Annotated in this window: 14 protein-coding genes and 4 tRNA genes; all 18 read right to left on the bottom strand. The window is 68.7% G+C overall.

From position 1 onward, the window contains the following. Positions 1–2: 2 nt before the first annotated feature. A complete protein-coding gene (gene nuoG / locus CTJ15_RS06930) occupies positions 3–2,084 on the bottom strand; it encodes an NADH-quinone oxidoreductase subunit NuoG (RefSeq protein WP_099781381.1) in 2,082 nt (693 codons plus the stop codon). A 4-nt stretch (positions 2,085–2,088) separates the two neighbouring features. Further along, positions 2,089–3,411, bottom strand: a complete 1,323-nt coding sequence (gene nuoF / locus CTJ15_RS06925) for an NADH-quinone oxidoreductase subunit NuoF (protein ID WP_019460032.1) — start codon at positions 3,409–3,411, stop codon at positions 2,089–2,091. A 4-nt stretch (positions 3,412–3,415) separates the two neighbouring features. Beyond that, complete coding sequence (locus tag CTJ15_RS06920) at positions 3,416–4,108, bottom strand: NAD(P)H-dependent oxidoreductase subunit E (RefSeq protein ID WP_019460031.1); 693 nt, start codon at positions 4,106–4,108, stop codon at positions 3,416–3,418. After that, entirely contained in the window at positions 4,105–5,274 is a 1,170-nt protein-coding gene (locus tag CTJ15_RS06915) for an NADH-quinone oxidoreductase subunit D (protein WP_026033007.1), read from the bottom strand. Before CTJ15_RS06915 ends, CTJ15_RS06920 begins: the two co-directional genes overlap by 4 nt. 68 nt (positions 5,275–5,342) lie before the next feature. Further along, the gene (locus CTJ15_RS06910) at positions 5,343–6,050 is read right to left on the bottom strand and encodes an NADH-quinone oxidoreductase subunit C (RefSeq protein ID WP_075821395.1); all 708 of its coding nucleotides are present in this window, start codon (positions 6,048–6,050) and stop codon (positions 5,343–5,345) included. Further along, on the bottom strand, positions 6,043–6,594 hold the full coding sequence (locus CTJ15_RS06905; protein ID WP_026033006.1) for an NADH-quinone oxidoreductase subunit B family protein: 552 nt from the start codon (positions 6,592–6,594) through the stop codon (positions 6,043–6,045). The genes CTJ15_RS06910 and CTJ15_RS06905 overlap by 8 nt, the downstream gene beginning before the upstream one ends. A 116-nt stretch (positions 6,595–6,710) precedes the next feature. Further along, positions 6,711–7,079, bottom strand: coding sequence for an NADH-quinone oxidoreductase subunit A (locus CTJ15_RS06900; RefSeq protein WP_019460027.1), 369 nt, complete (start codon positions 7,077–7,079; stop codon positions 6,711–6,713). A gap of 245 nt (positions 7,080–7,324) precedes the next feature. Then, a tRNA-Asp gene (locus tag CTJ15_RS06895) sits at positions 7,325–7,401 on the bottom strand. Between the two features lie 69 nt (positions 7,402–7,470). Continuing rightward, positions 7,471–7,547: transfer RNA gene (locus tag CTJ15_RS06890), tRNA-Asp, on the bottom strand. A 291-nt stretch (positions 7,548–7,838) separates the two neighbouring features. Beyond that, positions 7,839–7,910, bottom strand: a tRNA-Val gene (locus CTJ15_RS06885). 98 nt (positions 7,911–8,008) lie between these two features. Further along, the gene (locus CTJ15_RS06880; RefSeq protein ID WP_026033005.1) at positions 8,009–8,284 is read right to left on the bottom strand and encodes an HU family DNA-binding protein; all 276 of its coding nucleotides are present in this window, start codon (positions 8,282–8,284) and stop codon (positions 8,009–8,011) included. Positions 8,285–8,511: 227 nt separating this feature from the next. After that, positions 8,512–10,920: an endopeptidase La gene (lon, locus tag CTJ15_RS06875; RefSeq protein WP_026033004.1), complete on the bottom strand. Its 2,409-nt coding sequence runs from the start codon at positions 10,918–10,920 to the stop codon at positions 8,512–8,514. Positions 10,921–11,103: 183 nt separating this feature from the next. Continuing rightward, positions 11,104–12,360, bottom strand: coding sequence for an ATP-dependent Clp protease ATP-binding subunit ClpX (clpX, locus tag CTJ15_RS06870; RefSeq protein WP_019460024.1), 1,257 nt, complete (start codon positions 12,358–12,360; stop codon positions 11,104–11,106). 168 nt (positions 12,361–12,528) lie between these two features. Then, positions 12,529–13,185, bottom strand: coding sequence for an ATP-dependent Clp endopeptidase proteolytic subunit ClpP (gene clpP, locus CTJ15_RS06865; RefSeq protein ID WP_019460023.1), 657 nt, complete (start codon positions 13,183–13,185; stop codon positions 12,529–12,531). A gap of 347 nt (positions 13,186–13,532) precedes the next feature. Beyond that, the gene (gene tig / locus CTJ15_RS06860) at positions 13,533–14,912 is read right to left on the bottom strand and encodes a trigger factor (protein WP_058389068.1); all 1,380 of its coding nucleotides are present in this window, start codon (positions 14,910–14,912) and stop codon (positions 13,533–13,535) included. 58 nt (positions 14,913–14,970) lie between these two features. After that, positions 14,971–15,055 (bottom strand) — tRNA-Leu (locus tag CTJ15_RS06855). Between the two features lie 140 nt (positions 15,056–15,195). Next, the gene (locus tag CTJ15_RS06850; protein WP_099781380.1) at positions 15,196–16,326 is read right to left on the bottom strand and encodes a class I SAM-dependent methyltransferase; all 1,131 of its coding nucleotides are present in this window, start codon (positions 16,324–16,326) and stop codon (positions 15,196–15,198) included. 182 nt (positions 16,327–16,508) lie between these two features. Continuing rightward, on the bottom strand, positions 16,509–17,960 hold the full coding sequence (locus CTJ15_RS06845; RefSeq protein WP_099781379.1) for an NAD(P)H-hydrate dehydratase: 1,452 nt from the start codon (positions 17,958–17,960) through the stop codon (positions 16,509–16,511). Positions 17,961–18,078 lie beyond the last annotated feature (118 nt).

Here is an 18,078-nt window from a genome sequence, read left to right as displayed (position 1 = left end):
GCTCACTCCGCCGCCAGGCGAGGTTCGGCCGCGGAGGCCCGGACCCGGCTGCACTCGGCCATCACCTCGCTCGCCCGGCTGATCGGATCGACGCGGTAGTAGTCCGTGATCGGCAGCGCGAAGCCCGCCCCGCCCAGCGGCTGCCCGCCGGCCCGCGGCCCGCTGCCCTCGCGGCAGGACGGTGCGTCCACCGCGTCCAGCCGCCCGAAGACCGGGTTCGCCCGCACCAGGGCGGCGCGGATCGCGTCCTCGTCGTCATAGGGCAGCGGCCTGCCGATGATCTCGCTGGCCGCGCGGATGATGCGCCAGTCCTCGCGCGCCTCGCCCGGGGCGAAGACCGCTCGGCGGGCGCGCTGCACCCGGCCCTCCGTGTTTACGTAGGTGCCGTTCTTTTCCAGATAGGTCACGCCCGGCAGGATCACGTCGGCCCGTGCCGCCGCCCGGTCGCCGTGATGGCCCTGATAGACCACGAAGGTACCGTCGCCGATCAGCGCCGGGTCGAAGCTGTCGGCGCCCAGCAGCCAGAGGACGTCCACCCCGCCGCCGAGCATGGCGCCCAGGTCCTTGCCGCCCTCGCCCGGCAGGAAGCCGAGGTCGAGAGCGCCCACCTGGCCGCCGAACTGGTGCAGCAGGTTGAAGCCGTTCCAGTCCTCGCGCAGCGCGCCGACGCGGCCCGCCAGCGCCCAGGCCGCGGCCAGCACCGCCGCGCCATCCGGCCGCGCCAGCGCGCCCCGGCCCAGGATGACCATCGGCTTCTTCGCCCCGCGCAGCGCCTGGGCGAAGGCCCCCTCGCCCACCTCGATGCCGGAGAGCAGGTTCGGCCCGTCGCCCAGATGCTCGGCCGGATAGGTCAGGTCCAGCACCTCCGGCCCGACATAGGCCACCGGCAGGGCCGTCTGGTTCCAGCGCTTCAGGATGCGGGCGTTGAGCACCGGCGCCTCCAGCCGCGGGTTGCTGCCCACGATCAGGATGGCATCGGCCTCGTCGATCCCGGCGATGGTCGAGTTGAACAGGTAGAAGGCCCGGCGCGAGGCGTCGATTGCCGCGCCGTCCTGGCGGCAGTCGAGATTCCGCGAGCCCAGCCGCTCCATCAGGTCACGCAGCGCCAGCAGGCTCTCGGCATCCGCCATGTCGCCCGCCACGGCGCCGACCCGGTCGCCCGGGACGCCCTTCAGCCGGTCGGCGATGACCTCGAAGGCCTCGTGCCAGCTCGCCGGCTGCAGCCGCCCGTCGCGCTTCACCCACGGACGGTCCAGCCGCTTCCGCTTCAGGGCGTCGTGCGAGAAGCGCGACCGGTCGCCCAGCCATTCCTCGTTCACGTCGTCGTTGATGCGCGGCAGGATGCGCAGGATGTCAGGCCCGCGCGCATCGACGCGGATGGCGGCGCCCAGCGCGTCCATCACGTCCACGCTGTCGGTCTTGGTCAGCTCCCAGGGCCGCGCCGTGAAGGCATAGGGCCGGCTGGTCAGCGCACCGACCGGGCAGATGTCGATCAGGTTGCCGGCCAGCTCGGTGGTCAGCGCCTTCTCGACATATGTGCCGATCTGCATGCTCTCGCCGCGGCCGGTGGCACCCATCTCCTGCACCCCCGCCACTTCCGCCGAGAAGCGGACGCAACGGCTACACAGGATGCAGCGGTTCATGATCGTCTTGATCAGCGGCCCGACATACTTGTCCTTCACCGCTCGCTTCGCCTCGCGGTAGCGGCTGTGGTCCATGCCATAGGCCACGGCCTGGTCCTGCAGGTCGCACTCGCCGCCCTGGTCGCAGATCGGGCAGTCCAGCGGATGGTTGATCAGCAGGAATTCCATGACGCTCCGGCGGGCCTGGCGCACCACCGGGCTGTCGGTCTTGATCACCATCCCGTCCATCACCGGGAAGGCGCAGGAGGCCTGCGGCTTCGGCGACTTCTCCACCTCCACCAGGCACATGCGGCAATTGCCGGCGATGGAGAGGCGCTCGTGGTAGCAGAAGCGCGGGATCTCCTTGCCAGCGGCCTCACAGGCCTGCAGCGCGGTGGCGCCCGCCGGCACCTCCACCTGCTGGCCGTCCACCGTGACCTTGACGGTCTTGATCTCGCTCATCGGGTCACTCCGCCGCCAGGGGAATGGAGGGGGGCATGGAAGGCGCCGCATGGCGCTGCTTGTACTCGGCGATGCGCGCTTCCATCAGTGGGCGATAGTGCCGGATCAGGCCTTGCACCGGCCAGACGCCGCCATCGGCGAACGCACAGATCGTGTGCCCCTCGATCTGCTTCGTTACCTGCTCCAGCACGTCGATCTCGTCGATCTCCGCGCGGCCCTGGACCATCCGCCACATCACCCGGTTCACCCAGCCCATGCCCTCTCGGCAGGGGGTGCACTGGCCGCAGCTCTCATGCTTGTAGAACTGCGACAGGCGGGCGATCGCCTTGATGATGTCGGTGGACTTGTCCATCACGATCACGCCCGCCGTGCCGAGGCCCGACTTGTGCTCGCGCAGCGCGTCGAAATCCATCAGCACGTCATCGCAGATATGCTTGGGCAGCAGCGGCGTGGAGGAACCGCCGGGGATCACGCAGAGCAGGTTGTCCCAGCCGCCGCGCACGCCGCCGGCATAGCGTTCGATCAGCTCCCGCAGCGGGATGCTCATCTCGGCTTCCACGTTGCAGGGCTTGTTCACGTGTCCCTGGATGCAGAAGACCTTGGTGCCCGAGTTCTTCGGCCGGCCGAAGCCGGCAAACCAAGTGGCGCCACGGCGCAGGATGGTCGGAACCACCGCGATGGTCTCGACGTTGTTCACCGTGGTGGGGCAGCCGTAGAGGCCGACCGCCGCCGGGAAGGGCGGCTTCAGCCGCGGCATCCCCTTCTTGCCCTCGAGGGATTCGATGAGCGCCGTCTCTTCGCCGCAGATATACGCACCGGCGCCGCGATGGAGGTAGAGGTCGAAATCCCAGCCCGACCCGGCCGCGTTCGGCCCGAGCAGCCCGGCCTCGTAGGCCTCGTCGATCGCCGCCTGCAGGATAACGGCCTCGTTGTAGTACTCGCCGCGGATGTAGATATAGGCCGCATGCGCACCCATCGCGAAGCCCGCGAGCAGGCTGCCCTCGATCAGCGTCTGCGGGTCGTTTCGGACGATGTCGCGGTCCTTGCAGGTGCCCGGCTCGGACTCGTCGCAGTTCACCATGAGATAGGAGGGACGCCCATCCGGCGAGGACTTGGGCATGAAGCTCCACTTCATGCCGGTCGGGAAGCCCGCGCCGCCACGGCCGCGCAGGCCGGACTGCTTCATCTCCTCGATGATCCAGTCCCGCCCCTTGGCGATGATGCCCGCCGTGCCGTCCCAGTTGCCGCGGCGCTGCGCTTCCTTGAGCTGCCAGGAATGCAGCCCATAGAGGTTGGTGAAGATGCGGTCCTTGTCGCTCAGCGCCATGGTCTCACTCCTTCACCGGAAAGTCACGGCCATCGGCATCCACCATCGGGATGTCGAGCAGGGTCTCCGCCCCGCCCACCGGCGCGCTGCACACGCGCCCGATGACGCTGCCCGCCGGCGGCCGCTCGCCGCGCTTCAGGGACTCGATGAGCTTCACGGTGCTCTCGTAGTCCAGGTCCTCGTAGTAGTCGTCGTCCACCTGCAGCACCGGCGCGTTGACGCAGCCGCCCAGGCATTCCACCTCGGTCAGGGTGAAGAGCCCGTCGGTGCTGGTGTCGCCATAGCCCTTCAGGTGCCCCGCATCCTTGCAGGCGCGCAGCACATCATCGGAACCGCGCAGCCAGCAGGGCGTCGTGCCGCAGACCTGCAGGTGGTAGCGCCCGATCGGCTTGGTGTTGAACATGGTATAGAAGTTGGCGACCTCATAGACGCGGATCGGGGCCATGCCGAGCCGCCGGGCTGTCTGGTCCATCGCCACGCGCGGCACCCAGGCACTGCCGGTCTGCCGCCCCATCTGCCGCTGCACGACATAAAGCAGCGGGATGATGGCGCTGGCTTCCTTCCCCGCTGGATAGCGCTTCAGGATCTTCTCGATCTGCGCCTCGCTCTCCGCATCGAAGGCGAAGGAGGCAGGCTCGTGATGCGCCTCGGCCTTGCCGTCAGCATGGGTCGGACCCTCGTGCGCGTGGTCGCTCACCGGTCGATCTCTCCGAACACGACATCGATGCTGCCGATGATCGCCACGGCGTCGGCCAGCATGTGTCCCTTGGACATGAGCTCCGTCGCCTGCAGGTGGGCATAGCCCGGCGAGCGGATCTTGCAGCGGTACGGCTTGTTGGTGCCGTCGGCGACCAGATAGACCGCGAACTCGCCCTTCGGCGCCTCGACGGCGGTGTAGGTCGCGCCCTCCGGCACGTGATAGCCCTCGGTGTAGAGCTTGAAGTGGTGGATCAGCGCCTCCATCGAGCGCTTCATCTCCGACCGCTTCGGCGGCGCGATCTTGTTGTCCTGCACCTTGATCGGCCCCGGCTTCATCTGCGCCAGGCACTGCTTGATGATCTTCACGCTCTCCCGCATCTCGGCGATGCGGACGAGGTAGCGGTCGTAGCAGTCGCCGTTGCGCCCGACCGGGATGTCGAAGTCCATCCGGTCATAGACGTCGTAGGGCTGCTGCTTGCGCAGGTCCCAGGCGCAGCCCGAGGCGCGCAGGCAGGGTCCGGTAAAGCCCCAGGCCATCGCATCCTCCGGCGAGACGATGCCGATATCGACGGTGCGCTGCTTGATGATGCGGTTGCCCGTCACCAGCGTGTCCAGCTCATCGATGAACTTCGGCAGCCCGTCGGCCCAGGCGGCGATCCGCTCCTCCAGCCCGGCCGGCAGGTCCTTCGCCACGCCGCCCGCGCGGAAGTAGTTCGCGTGGTAGTGGCTGCCGCTCACCGCCTCGTAGAACTCCAGCCCGCGGTCGCGCTGCTCGAAGCCCCAGAGCGGCGGTGTCGTGGCGCCGAGGTCCAGCGCGAAGGTGGTGACGTTCAGCAGGTGGTTCAGCAGCCGCGTGACCTCGCTGAACAGCACGCGGATGTACTGCGCCCGCTCCGGTGCCTCGATGCCCAGCAGCCGCTCCGTCGCCAGCGCGAAGGCGTGCTCCATGCACATCGGGCTCACATAATCGAGCCGGTCGAAGTACGGGTTCGCCTGGACGTAGGTCTTGTACTCGATCAGCTTCTCGGTGCCGCGGTGCAGCAGGCCGATATGCGGGTCGGCCCGCTCGACCTGCTCGCCCTTCATCTCCAGGATGAGGCGCAGCACGCCGTGAGCGGCGGGATGCTGCGGGCCGAAATTGATGGTGTGGCTGTCCACCTCGATGGTGGTGCGGCCATTGCCCTGGTCGGCATCGCCCTCGACGGGGCCGACATCTCCGGTGAGGAGGTGACTCACTTCTGCGCCTCCTTCTGCTCGCCAGACGGCCCTTCCTCGGGCGGCGGCAGGCGGTTCAGATGCACCTTCTCGTCACCGGGCAGCGTGGTCATGCCCTCCCAGGGAGAAAGGAAGTCGAACCGGCGGAATTCCTGGGTCAGCTTCACCGGCTCGTAGACCACCTCGCGCCGCTCGGAGTCGTAACGGACCTCGACATGGCCGGTCAGTGGGAAGTCCTTGCGCAGCGGGTGCCCTTCGAAACCGTAATCCGTGAGTAGGCGACGCAGGTCCGTCTGTCCGGCAAAGAGGATGCCGTACATGTCCCAGGCCTCCCGCTCGAACCAGGTCGCCGTCGGCCAGATCACCGACACGCTCGCCACCGGCGTGTTTTCGTCCGTGCCGGTGATCACGCGGACGCGCTGGTTGTGCCGCAGGCTCAGCAGGTTCCAGACCACCTCGAAGCGCTCGGCCCGGTCGGGCCAGTCCACGCCGCAGATGTCCATGCACTGCTCGAAGGAGAAGCGCGGATCGTCGCGCAGCATCAGCATCACCGGCAGCACCGCCTCGCGGCGCAGCCGCACCACCAGCTCGCCCGGTGCGGTCTCGGCCCGTCGCGTCACCCGCGCGTCAAGCACGGCACCCTGGGGCGCCGCCGCGGTGATCGCCTGGCCGAGCGCCGCCAGCGGCGACAGCGGCGTGGTGGGAGTGGAGTCGGTATCAGCCACGAAGGATGGTCCCCGTCCGCCGGATCTTCTTCTGGAGCTGCAACACGCCATAGACCAGCGCCTCGGCCGTCGGCGGGCAGCCGGGCACGTAGATATCGACCGGCACGATGCGGTCGCAGCCGCGTACCACGCTGTAGGAATAATGGTAGTACCCGCCACCATTGGCGCAGGACCCCATGGAGATCACCCAGCGCGGTTCCGACATCTGGTCGTAGACCTTGCGCAGGGCCGGGGCCATCTTGTTGGTCAGCGTGCCGGCCACGATCATCACGTCGGACTGGCGCGGCGAGCCGCGCGGGATGGTGCCGAAGCGGTCGAGGTCGTAGCGCGCCATGTAGGCATGGATCATCGGCACGGCGCAGCAGGCGAGGCCGAAGGTCATCGGCCAGAGGCTGCCGGTGCGGGCCCAGTTCACCACCTTGTCCAGGTTGGCGATCACGAAGCCCTTCTCCTGGATCTCCCCGGTCACGCCATGGATCACCGCATCCTGTCCCGGGCCGGGCGGAAGCGCGTCCTTGTTCCAGGCAACGGCTTGATCAGACATTCAACTCTCCCACCCGCCGGTCACTCAGCACGGTCACGCAACACATTCCTTCCAGGGGCCCCACCGCGGGGCCCCGCACCGGCAAGGCGGCTCCTGCCCCGCCTCGCCGGCCGCCCTCACTCCCAGTCCAGCGCGCCCTTCCGCCACTCGTAGACGAAGCCCACCGTCAGCACGGTCAGGAAGCCCATCATGGAGAGGAAGCCCACCCAGCCGAGGGTGCCCAGCGAGATCGCCCAGGGGAACAGGAAGGCCACTTCGAGGTCGAAAATGATGAAGAGGATGGCCACGAGGTAGAAACGCACGTCGAAACGGTGCCGCGTGTCCTCGAAGGGCTCGAAGCCGCACTCGTAGGTCGAGAGCTTCTCCGGATCCGGCTTCTGATGCCCGGCCAGGAACGAGCCGCCCACCATGGCGATGGAGATCACCACCGCAATGGCCAGGAAGACGAGGATCGGGAAGTACTCGGCGAGGAGCGGCTGCGTCATCGTTTCGTTATCCAATGCAAACAGCGCCACGAGGGCGTGTGCGATGCAGCGCGAACATACTGCGACCCGCAGCCCACTGCCATAGCGCGCGGGCAGCAATACCGCCATGTGACCCAAAGACAAGGGGTCAGGACGACACGGCTGGTCGATAATAAATCCGGACGAATTCAGTCCGGATACATGAGGCGTTCTTGCCAGAAAAAGAGCGCCGGAACCGCATATCGAAGACGGAGGAATGTGGCGAATGGCGCGAGTGACGGGGCTCGAACCCGCGACCTCCGGCGTGACAGGCCGGCGCTCTAACCAACTGAGCTACACCCGCGCAATGCATGGGCAAAGGCCGACGGCAATCCGCCGGACTTGCCAAGCCCAGGAACGACGATGCATCGGGTGGCGCGAGTGACGGGGCTCGAACCCGCGACCTCCGGCGTGACAGGCCGGCGCTCTAACCAACTGAGCTACACCCGCACACGATGCATGCCCCTGCCGCCCTGGGGCGGGAAGAGCGCCGCACCCTCCGGTGCGGCTCGTGGGGCGGGGTTTATGGGGTGACGAGGAAGGTGTCAAGCAGGCCACCGAAGCATCCTCGCCACCCTCTCCCACCCCTTCCGGCAGCCGCTAACCCTGCCCCGGACTTTCCGCCGGACGGGCTCGAATCGTGGCCCGCCGTTCCTGGCGAGCGGCCGGTGCGGGGCGGCCCAGGGAAAAAGCCCGGACAAGACGGGGAAGGCTATGATGGCCCGCGGACGGGCGGCGGAATGGGCGCTGAGGGATTCGAACCCCCGGCATCCTCGGTGTAAACGAGGCGCTCTACCGCTGAGCTAAGCGCCCACGAAACCCGGCCACAGTGCCCATGGCAGCATGGGTCGGGCCGGCGGAAGATAGGGCGGAAGCAGGACCCATGTCACCGCTCCCGCCAGTTTTCGCAATCAGGAGTTCAGGGCATCCTTGAGCCCCTTGCCGGGCTTGAAGCGCACGGAGGTGGAGGCCTCGATCTTGATCTCCTCGCCGGTGCGCGGATTCCGCCCGGTGCCAGCCTTGCGGGTGGAGATGGAGAAGGTCCCGAACCCGACCAGTCGAACCTCCTGGTTCTCCTTGAGGGACGCTTCGATCGCCTTGAACATCGCGTCCACCACCTCGGTGGCCTTGGCCCGGGTCAGTTCGCCCGTCTCGGCCACCACGGCCACGAGATCCTGCTTGTTCACCTGCGATATCCCTCCGGTGATCACCAACAAAACGGGGGAAGCCCCGAGCGGAACTTCCCCCTCCTGGCCGGGACACTAGGCAGCGCGGTTTCGGGCCGTCAACGGCCCGAAACCGCGCAGGAGCCGCGGTTCGCGCACTTCCCCGGGAGAAGCGGCAGGACGGCCACGATGGCCATCCCGCAACCCTGGAGTGCAAAAGCCGCGAGGCTCACGCGGCCTCGCATGGATCAGTGCGGCAGGCTGGGCGCGGCCGGCGTGGCGGCAGCCGGCTTGGCCGGCGGTGCCTCGGCTGCCTCGTCCCACTCGATGGCCTCGGGCTTCCGGACCAGAGCCTGGGCGATCACCTCGTCCACATGGGAGACGGGGATGATCTTCAGGAACTTCTTCACCGAATCGGGGATCTCGGCGAGGTCCTTCTCGTTCTCCTGCGGGATGAAGACGGTGGTGACACCGGCCCGCATCGCCGCGAGGAGCTTCTCCTTCAGCCCGCCGATCGGCAGCACCCGGCCGCGCAGCGTGATCTCGCCGGTCATCGCCACGTCCTTGCGGACGGGGATGCCCGTCATGATCGACACCATGGCGGTGGCCATGGCGATGCCGGCGCTCGGCCCGTCCTTCGGCGTTGCCCCTTCCGGTACGTGGACGTGGATGTCCCGCTTCTCCAGGAAGTTCGGCTTGATGCCGAAGGCGATGGAGCGGCTGCGGACATAGGACAGCGCCGCGGAGACGCTCTCCTGCATCACGTCGCCCAGCTTGCCCGTGTGCTTCACCGCGCCCTTGCCCGGCAGCAGCACCGCCTCGATGGTCAGGATCTCCCCGCCCACCTCGGTCCAGGCGAGGCCGGTGACGGCACCCACCTGGTCCTCCAGCTCCGCCTCGCCGTAGCGGTACTTCTTGATGCCCGCGTACTTCTCGAGGTTCTTGCGGGTGACCGCGACCTTCTTGGCCTTGCCGGACACGATCTCCCGCACCGCCTTGCGCGCCACGCCACCGAGCTCGCGCTCGTAGGACCGCACGCCAGCCTCCCGGGTATAGTACCGCGCCAGGTCCAGCAGGGCCTCGTCGGTGATCGTCCACTCGCCCGCCTTCAGCCCGTTCGCCTCGGTGACCTTGGCGATCAGGTGGCGCTTGGCAATCTGGATCTTCTCATCCTCCGTGTAGCCGGGGATGCGGATGATCTCCATGCGGTCAAGCAGCGGCTGGGGCATGCGCAGCGAGTTGGCGGTCGTGATGAACATCACGTCCGACAGGTCGTAGTCCACCTCCAGGTAGTGGTCCGCGAAGCTGCTGTTCTGCTCCGGGTCCAGCACCTCCAGCAGGGCCGAGGACGGATCGCCGCGCCAGTCGGCGCCGAGCTTGTCGATCTCGTCCAGCAGGAAGAGCGGGTTGGAGGTCTTGGCTTTCTTCATGCCCTGGATGACCTTGCCCGGCATGGAGCCGATATAGGTCCGCCGGTGGCCGCGCACCTCCGCCTCGTCCCGCACGCCGCCCAGCGACATCCGGACGAAGTTGCGGTTCGTCGCCTTGGCGATGCTCTTGCCCAGCGAGGTCTTGCCCACGCCCGGAGGACCGACGAGGCACAGGATCGGCCCCTTGATCTTCTGCGAGCGCGACTGCACCGCCAGGTATTCGAGGATCCGCTCCTTGACCTTCTCCAGACCGTAGTGGTCGGCGTCCAGCACCTCCTCCGCGGCCTTCAGGTCGTTGCGGACCTTGCTCTTCTTCTTCCAGGGGATCGAGAGCATCCAGTCGAGGTAGTTGCGCACCACCGTCGCCTCGGCGCTCATCGGCGACATGGTCTTGAGCTTCTTCAGTTCACCCATCGCCTTCTCGCGCGCCTCGGGGGTGAACTTGGTGGCCTTGATCTTGGCCTCCAGCTCGGCGGTCTCGTCCTTGCCTTCCTCGCCCTCGCCCAGCTCCTTCTGGATCGCCTTGAGCTGCTCGTTCAGGTAGTACTCGCGCTGCGTCTTCTCCATCTGCCGCTTGACGCGGTTCCGGATGCGCTTCTCCACCTGAAGGACGCCGATCTCGCTCTCCATATGGGCGAAGACCCGCTCCAGCCGGGCGCCCACGCCCACCGTCTCCAGCAGTTCCTGCTTCTCGGAGATCTTGAGGTTCAGGTGGCTCGCCACCGTATCGGCGAGCTTGGCCGTGTCCTCGATCTGGTTGATCGAGACCAGCACCTCGGGCGCGATCTTCTTGTTGAGCTTGATGTACTGCTCGAACTGCGTGACCACGGAGCGGGCCAGCGCCTCGACCTCGCGCGGCTCGGCCGGCTTGGCCTCCTCCACCGGGGCCGAAAAGGCCTCGAAATAGGAATCCGTCTCCTTCCAGCCGACCACCTGGGCACGCCGGCCACCCTCGACCAGCACCTTCACGGTGCCGTCCGGCAGCTTCAGCAGCTGAAGGATCGTGGAAACGGTGCCGATCTCATAGAGATCGGAAGCCTGGGGGTCGTCCTGGGACGCGTTGCGCTGCGCCAGGAGGAGGATCTGCTTGTCCTCCCGCATCACCGCTTCCAGGGCACGCACGGATTTCTCGCGCCCCACGAAGAGCGGCACGATCATATGCGGGAAGACGACGATGTCCCGAAGCGGCAGGACGGGAAGCAATTCGCCGCTAACAGTTTCCGTCATGGGACCTCACTATGGACAGTCGGCCCGGGGCCGCCCACAGGAAGACCCGACCTCGGACTTCCATCGAACGGCACGGCCCCGGCGCCACGGGGATGGGATGACAGATGGTGCGCCGCGCCTTGCATACAACCGTGTAGGTCAGAACCCTCTCGGCAGCTCGGGCGGGCGCGGCTCCCATCGGCGTCAGGCGGAGGTCTGTTCCGCCGGACGCTCGCCATAGATGAACAATGGCGTGGCCCGTCCCTCGGCCACCTCCTTGTTCACCACGACCTCCTCGACCTGATCCAGGCCGGGCAGCTCGAACATGGTGCCGAGCAGGATGCTCTCCATGATCGAACGCAGCCCGCGGGCACCCGTCTTGCGCTGGATCGCCCTCGTCGCCACCGAACGCAGCGCGTCCTCGGTGAAGGTCAGCTTGGTGGCCTCCATCTCGAACAGGCGCTGGTACTGCTTCAGCAGGGCATTCTTGGGCTTGGTCAGGATCTCGATGAGGGCCTTCTCGTCCAGATCCTCCAGCGTCGCGACCACCGGCAGGCGGCCGATGAACTCGGGGATCAGGCCGAACTTCAGCAGATCCTCGGGTTCCACCTCGCGCAGGATGGCGCCCTGGCGGCGCTCGTCCGGGCCCCGGACCTCGGCGCCGAAGCCTATGCCCGACCCCTTGCCCTTGGCGGCGATGATCCGGTCGAGGCCGGCGAAGGCGCCGCCCACGATGAAGAGGATGTTGGAAGTATCGACCTGCAGGAATTCCTGCTGCGGGTGCTTCCGGCCGCCCTGGGGCGGGACGGAGGCGACCGTGCCCTCCATGATCTTCAGCAGCGCCTGCTGGACGCCCTCACCGCTCACGTCGCGCGTGATCGAAGGGTTGTCCGACTTGCGGCTGATCTTGTCGACCTCGTCGATATAGACGATGCCGCGCTGCGCCCGCTCGACATTGTAGTCGGCCGACTGCAGCAGCTTCAGGATGATGTTCTCGACATCCTCGCCGACATAGCCCGCCTCGGTCAGGGTCGTGGCATCGGCCATGGTGAAGGGCACGTCGAGGATGCGGGCCAGCGTCTGGGCGAGCAGCGTCTTGCCCGAGCCGGTCGGCCCGATCAGCATGATGTTGCTCTTGGCGATCTCGACGTCGCCGGACTTCCCGCCCGCGGCCAGCCGCTTGTAATGATTATGGACCGCCACCGAGAGCACCTTCTTGGCGTGCTCCTGGCCGATCACGTAATCGTCGAGAACCTTGCAGATCTCCTTCGGGGTCGGCACCCCGTCGCGAGACTTCACGAGGTGCGTCTTATGCTCCTCGCGAATGATATCCATGCACAGCTCGACGCATTCATCGCAGATGAACACGGTCGGACCGGCGATGAGCTTGCGCACCTCATGCTGCGACTTGCCGCAGAAGGAGCAGTACAGTGTATTCTTCGAGTCGCCGGACTTGCTCATGCTCGCTCCTGACCCCGGTTACGGTCCCCGGGGCGCGAGGCACCGGGGGTTCGCCCGAAGGGCAAAGGGTAGTCTAGACACCGTATGACAAATGGGGGAAGCCTCGGGCGCCGGCGAGCCCCCAAAGAACACATCTCCGGGTTGCCCGCCGGGCATCTCTTGCGCGGCTCAGACGGGCTTGGGCGCGGCACCGTCGGGCGTCGCGCTGACGGGGCGCTGCTCCACCACCTGGTCGATCAGCCCGAAATCCCGGGCCTCCTCGGCCGACATGTAGGTGTCGCGCTCCAGCTTCGCCTCGATCGCCTCGACCGGCTGGCCCGTATGCTTCACATAGATCTCATTGAGCCGCTTGCGCAGGCTCAGGATCTCGCGTGCCTGGATCTCGATGTCGGTCGCCTGGCCCTGGGCGCCACCAGAGGGCTGGTGCACCATGATCCGCCCGTTCGGCAGGGAGAAGCGCTTGCCCTTCTCGCCGGCGGTCAGCAGCAGGGAGCCCATGGAGGCGGCCATGCCCATGCAGACCGTGCTCACCGGGGCGCGGACATACTGCATCGTGTCGTAGATCGCGAGGCCCGCCGACACCACGCCGCCCGGGGAGTTGATGTAGAACGAGATCTCCTTGTTCGGGTTCTCGCTCTCCAGGAACAGGAGCTGGGCGCAGATCAGTGAGGCCATGCCGTCATAGACCTGCCCCGTCATGAAGATGATCCGCTCCTTCAGCAGGCGCGAATAGATGTCAAAGGAACGCTCCCCGCGAGCGGTCTGCTCGATGACCATGGGAACGAGCGTATTGTTATAGATTTCAACCGGATCGCGGTCACGCATGTCACTTCCTTTCGCCACCGGGCCCAGAACCGATGCTGGTGGCGGAAGGGCGCGGAGGCAACTACCTCCCTGGCCCGTCCGGTCCCCAGTTCCGGCCCTCCCCCGGGAATGGACCCGGCAAGGATTGACGAAACATGCGGCGAACCGGCCCGCCCCGGCACGTCGCGCGCCTCGGCGAAACCAAGATGGCCCGCCCCGCCCACCGATGGAAGGGGGCGGGAGACAGATCGATGACCGGGGCGCGTCGTCGCCCCGGCGCCGTCCTGGCGGGTGGGAAGCCGCCGGGACGGACCCGGCGGCAGGCGTGGCGTGGCCGGCGGCCGCGCCACAAGGTCAATGATGCCGGATCAGGCCGCGGCGGTGTCCTTGGCCTTCCCGTCCTCGGGGGCCTGCAGTTCCTCGGGCGTCACGCTACGCTCGTTGACCTTGGCCAGTTCCAGCATGAAGTCCACCACCTTCTCCTCGAAGAGCGGGGCGCGGATGCTGTCCAGGGCCTGCGGGTTGCGCTGGAAGTACTCCATCACCTGCTTCTCCTGGCCGGGATAGCGGCCGGCCTCGGCGCGCATGGCCCGCAGGATCTCCTCCTGCCCGACCTGCACGCCGTTGGTGCGGCCGATCTCGCTGACCAGCAGGCCCAGGCGGATGCGGCGCTCGGCGATCTTGCGGTACTCGGCCCGCAAGGTCTCCTCGTCCTTGCCCTTGTCCTCCTCGTCCAGGCGCCCTGCCTTCAGGTCGGCCTCGACGCGCTGCCAGATGCCCTCGAACTCGGCATCCACCAGGCCCTGCGGCACCGGGAAGTCGGCACGCTCGGCCAGGGCGTCCAGGAGCTGGCGCTTGACCTTCAGGCGGGAGGCCTGGTCGTACTGGCTCTGGATGATCTCCTTCATCTGGTTCCGGAGATCCTCGATGCCGCCCGGCACGCCGACCTTACTGGCGAACTCGTCGTCCAGCGCCGGCTTCACCGCCTTCTTCAGCGCCTTGGCCGTCATCTCGAAGACCGCGGGGCGGCCGGCGAGGTCAGGGGCGTGGTATTCCTCGGGGAAGGTCACGTCGACATGCCGGGTCTCGCCGACCTTGATGCCGACCAGCCCGTCCGCGAAGCCCGGGATGAACCCCTCGCCGCCCAGTTCCACCGGCATGTCGCTGCCGCTGCCGCCCTGGAACTCCTCCAGCTCGCCCTCGGGATTGTCCTTCGGGCGGGCGCGGCCCACGAAGTCCACGATCACCGTGTCGCCGGCCTCGGCCGGGCGGTCCTCGGTCACGTCCTCCAGCGAGGCGGCGCGGGCAGCCAGACCCTCCAGCGCCTTGGTCACCTCCTCCTCGGAAGGCTCGGCCTTCAGCCGCTCCACCTCGATCGAGGCGAATTCCGGCATCGGGATCTCGGGCAGGACCTCCATCTCGATATGGAAGGCGACGTCCTTGCCCTCGCCGATATCCTCGCTCTTCAGCTCCACCTTGGGCTGCTGCGCCGGCTTCAGCCCGCGCTCGGAGAGCAGGTCACGGGTCGCGGTCTGCACCGCCTCCTCCAGCACCTCCCCGTTGATGGCCGTGCCGTAGCGGTTCTTGACCACCGACATCGGCACCTTGCCCGGGCGGAAGCCCGGCAGCCGGAGATCCCTGGCCACGGCCGCCAGGCGCTTGTTCCGCGCCGCGTCCACCTCGGCCGCCTGCACCACCACGTCAAAGGAGCGCTTCAGCCCCTCCGTCGCGACCTCGGTCACCTGCATGTCGTTCGGTCCCAGTTCCAAAATCTCAGTGCGGCACTGCCCGCGGCGGGGCGGTGGCTGGTGCGGGCGGAGGGACTTGAACCCCCACGACTTGCGCCACTGGAACCTAAATCCAGCGTGTCTACCAATTCCACCACGCCCGCCTGCGCCGTGCCGTCGAAGCGCCGGCGTGTAACCCATAGGGCGGGCATTTCCAAGCCGGCAGCCGGGCTTTCGCGCCGCTTCCGCCTCGAATCCGCCCTTCCCCGCACCGCATGGCGTCCTGGGCGGCCCCCCGGCCGCGTCACCCCCGCCGGATGCGCGGCTGCAGGCGCGGCTTCTGCCCGATCTTGCGGAAGGCATAGAGGAAGGAGGTCCAGCGCCCGGTCGGCAGGTCCAGCAGGCCCGTATCCTCGCGCAGCTCCACCGGCACGCAGCCATGCCGGTTCGCCAGAGCGAAGACCGCCCGCTGCGGGAAGACATGGAACTCCCGCTCCGTCACCGGCTCCCGCGCCAGGTATTCCTCGGTGGAGAAGCGATAGCCCTCGGCCCAGCCGGGCACCGAGAAGATCGCCATCCCCCCGTTGCGCAGCGAGGCGAAGGCCTCGTCCAGCACCGCCGCGACCATCGGCGGCGGGTCGTGCCACAGGGTCAGCCGGCTGTAGAACAGGTCATAGGCCTTGGACGGGACGAGGTTCCCCGCGGTGACCGGGTGGAAGCGGACATTGCCGATCCCCGCCTCCTCCATCCGCGCCGCCGCCACGTCCAGGTGCGGCTGGGAGATGTCGCAGGCGATGACCTCGCGGAACCAGGGCGCCACCTGGCCCGTCACCCGCCCCACCCCGCAGCCATATTCCAGCATCACCGGCAGGTCCGCGGTGGCGAGGCCGGCACGGCGAAAGATCGACAGGATCAGCCCGAGGTCGAAGAGCCCGGTCTGGTAGAAACCCTCCCGGTGCGCCTCCAGATTCTCCGGCCGGTGCTGCGGCAGGGGCAGCACCGACCAGTGCGGCGCCTCCTCGCCCAGCGCCGTCCAGCAGGCGGCCAGCCGTTCCAGCAGCCGCGCCAGCGCTTCCGGCGGCGCCTCGGCCTCGATCTCCTGCAAGGGCGCGTCCAGCGGCGCGAAGGGCGGCGGCGGGGTGACCGCCAGCCCGAGCCCGTCGAGCTTCGCCCGGAACTCGTCCGAACCCAGGAATTCCCGCCGCAGCGTGGCAAGGTCCGGCGTCATTGCCGCGCGGGACGGCATCGCGGCGCTCTCGTCCGGATGCGGCTCCCGCCCCAGGATGAGGCGATAGGCTGCCCGCACATCCTCGGCCGTCACGTCCGCCCGCGCCCGCCGTGGGGCCGGCGCCACCAGGGTGTCGCCTTCCGCCGGGGCCGCGTCGCGCCCTTCCGCGCGTTTCCCGTCTTCACGGGGCTGGCGATCGGCAAGCATGATCCGCCTCCCATCCTTGACCCCGGCATGGCTAACACGGGTGCGGCGCACGGACGACCACTTTCGCGGGAAAATCCTCCCCTTGACGCTCGCGAAAGTCATCCTCCCCGCGAGGCCGATAGGCCTGCCCGGCCAGGAGGCGCCAACCGGCCCCCGCCCCATCCGGTGATTGCGGGACGCCGTCACCCGCCGGGGCGCGCTTCCTCCGTCCGGGCCAGCGCGGCGGGAATCCCCGCCACGACATCCTCGGCGATCAGCCCCCGCCCCGGCGAGGCAGCGGCGCCATGCACCCAGACCGCCGCCGCCGCGGCCTCGAAGGGCGGCATCCCCTGTGCCAGGAAGGCGCCGCAGATCCCGGAGAGCACATCCCCCGTCCCGGCGGTGGCCAGGCCCGGCGGGGCGTTGTCGTTGATCGCCACCCGCCCGTCCGGCGCGGCGACCACCGTGTCGCTGCCCTTCAGCACCACCACCGCCCCGGTCCGCGCCGCCGCCGCGCGCGCCGAGGCCAGCCGGTCCTCCCCCACCGCGCCGAAGACCCGCGCGAACTCCCCGGCATGGGGTGTGACGATGGTGGCGCCGCGCAGCCGGTCCGGATTCCCGGCGCAGAGGGTCAGCGCCCCGGCATCCGCCACCACCGGCTGCCCCGCCGCGAGCACCTTGTCCAGCAACGCGCCCGCCCGCTCGTCCGGCGGCAGGCCTGGCCCCAGGACCCAGACCCGCCCCTTGCCGCCGATCAGTGCGTCCGGCGGCGGGTCGGCGATGATGTCGCCGGGCATGGCGACGCCGCGCAGGATGAAGGCGGCCCCCGGCGAGGTCGCGGCAACCGTCAGCATCCCCGCCCCCGCCCGGCGCGCCGCCGCCGCCGCCAGCCGCGCCGCCCCGGGCATGGTCGCCCCGGCGGCCACCACCACATGGCCACGCTCGTGCTTGTGCATCGCCGCCGACGGGTGCGGCAGGCGCCACAGCCAGGGCCCGTTGCGGAAGGCACGCGGCCCCACCTCGGCGATGACGGAATCCGGCAGGCCGATCTCCGCCAGCTCCACCTCGCCGCAGAACTCGCGCCCGGGCAGCAGCAGATGGCCCGGCTTCAGCCGCGCGAAGGTCACGGTCGCCACGGCTCGGGCCGCCTGGCCCCGCACCTGTCCCGTGCCGCCATCCACCCCGCTCGGCACATCCACGGCGAGGACCGGCGCCGCTATGGCACGCAGCACATCCGCGACCGTCCCTTCCACTGGCCGCGACAGGCCGGCGCCGAAGACCGCATCCACCACCACCTCCGCCCGCGACACCGCCACCGGGTCCCAGCCCAGCCTCGGTCCCCGCCAGCGCGCCGCGGCCTCCGCCGCCGCCCCGCCCGGACGCGGCTCCGCCAGGGCCGCCACCGCGACGGACCAGCCCTCCTGCGCCAGCAGCCGCGCCGCCACCCAGCCGTCGCCCCCGTTGTCGCCGGGGCCGCACAGCACCACGACCCGCCGGGGTCGCCAGCGCCGGCGCACCGCCCGCGCCACCGCCCGCCCGGCGGCCGCCATCAACGCCGCCGTCGGGTGCCCGGCGACGGCGGCCAGCGCATCGGCGCGGGCCATCTCGGCGGGGGTCAGCAGTTCCGGTGGGATGGGGTGCGTCTTGCGGATCAAGCCAGGTTCCTCGCGAAGGCCGGCCGCCCCTCAGGAGGGATCAGGGGGACCAAGGGGGGGGGGACAGCGGACGGGCGGCCGGTCGAACGGTGCGGCGGACGATAGGAAGCCCGTGAGC

It is taken from the genome of Roseomonas sp. FDAARGOS_362 (assembly GCF_002754815.1).
In the GTDB taxonomy this organism is placed as follows: domain Bacteria; phylum Pseudomonadota; class Alphaproteobacteria; order Acetobacterales; family Acetobacteraceae; genus Roseomonas; species Roseomonas mucosa.
This window is presented reverse-complemented; position numbering and strand designations above follow the sequence as displayed.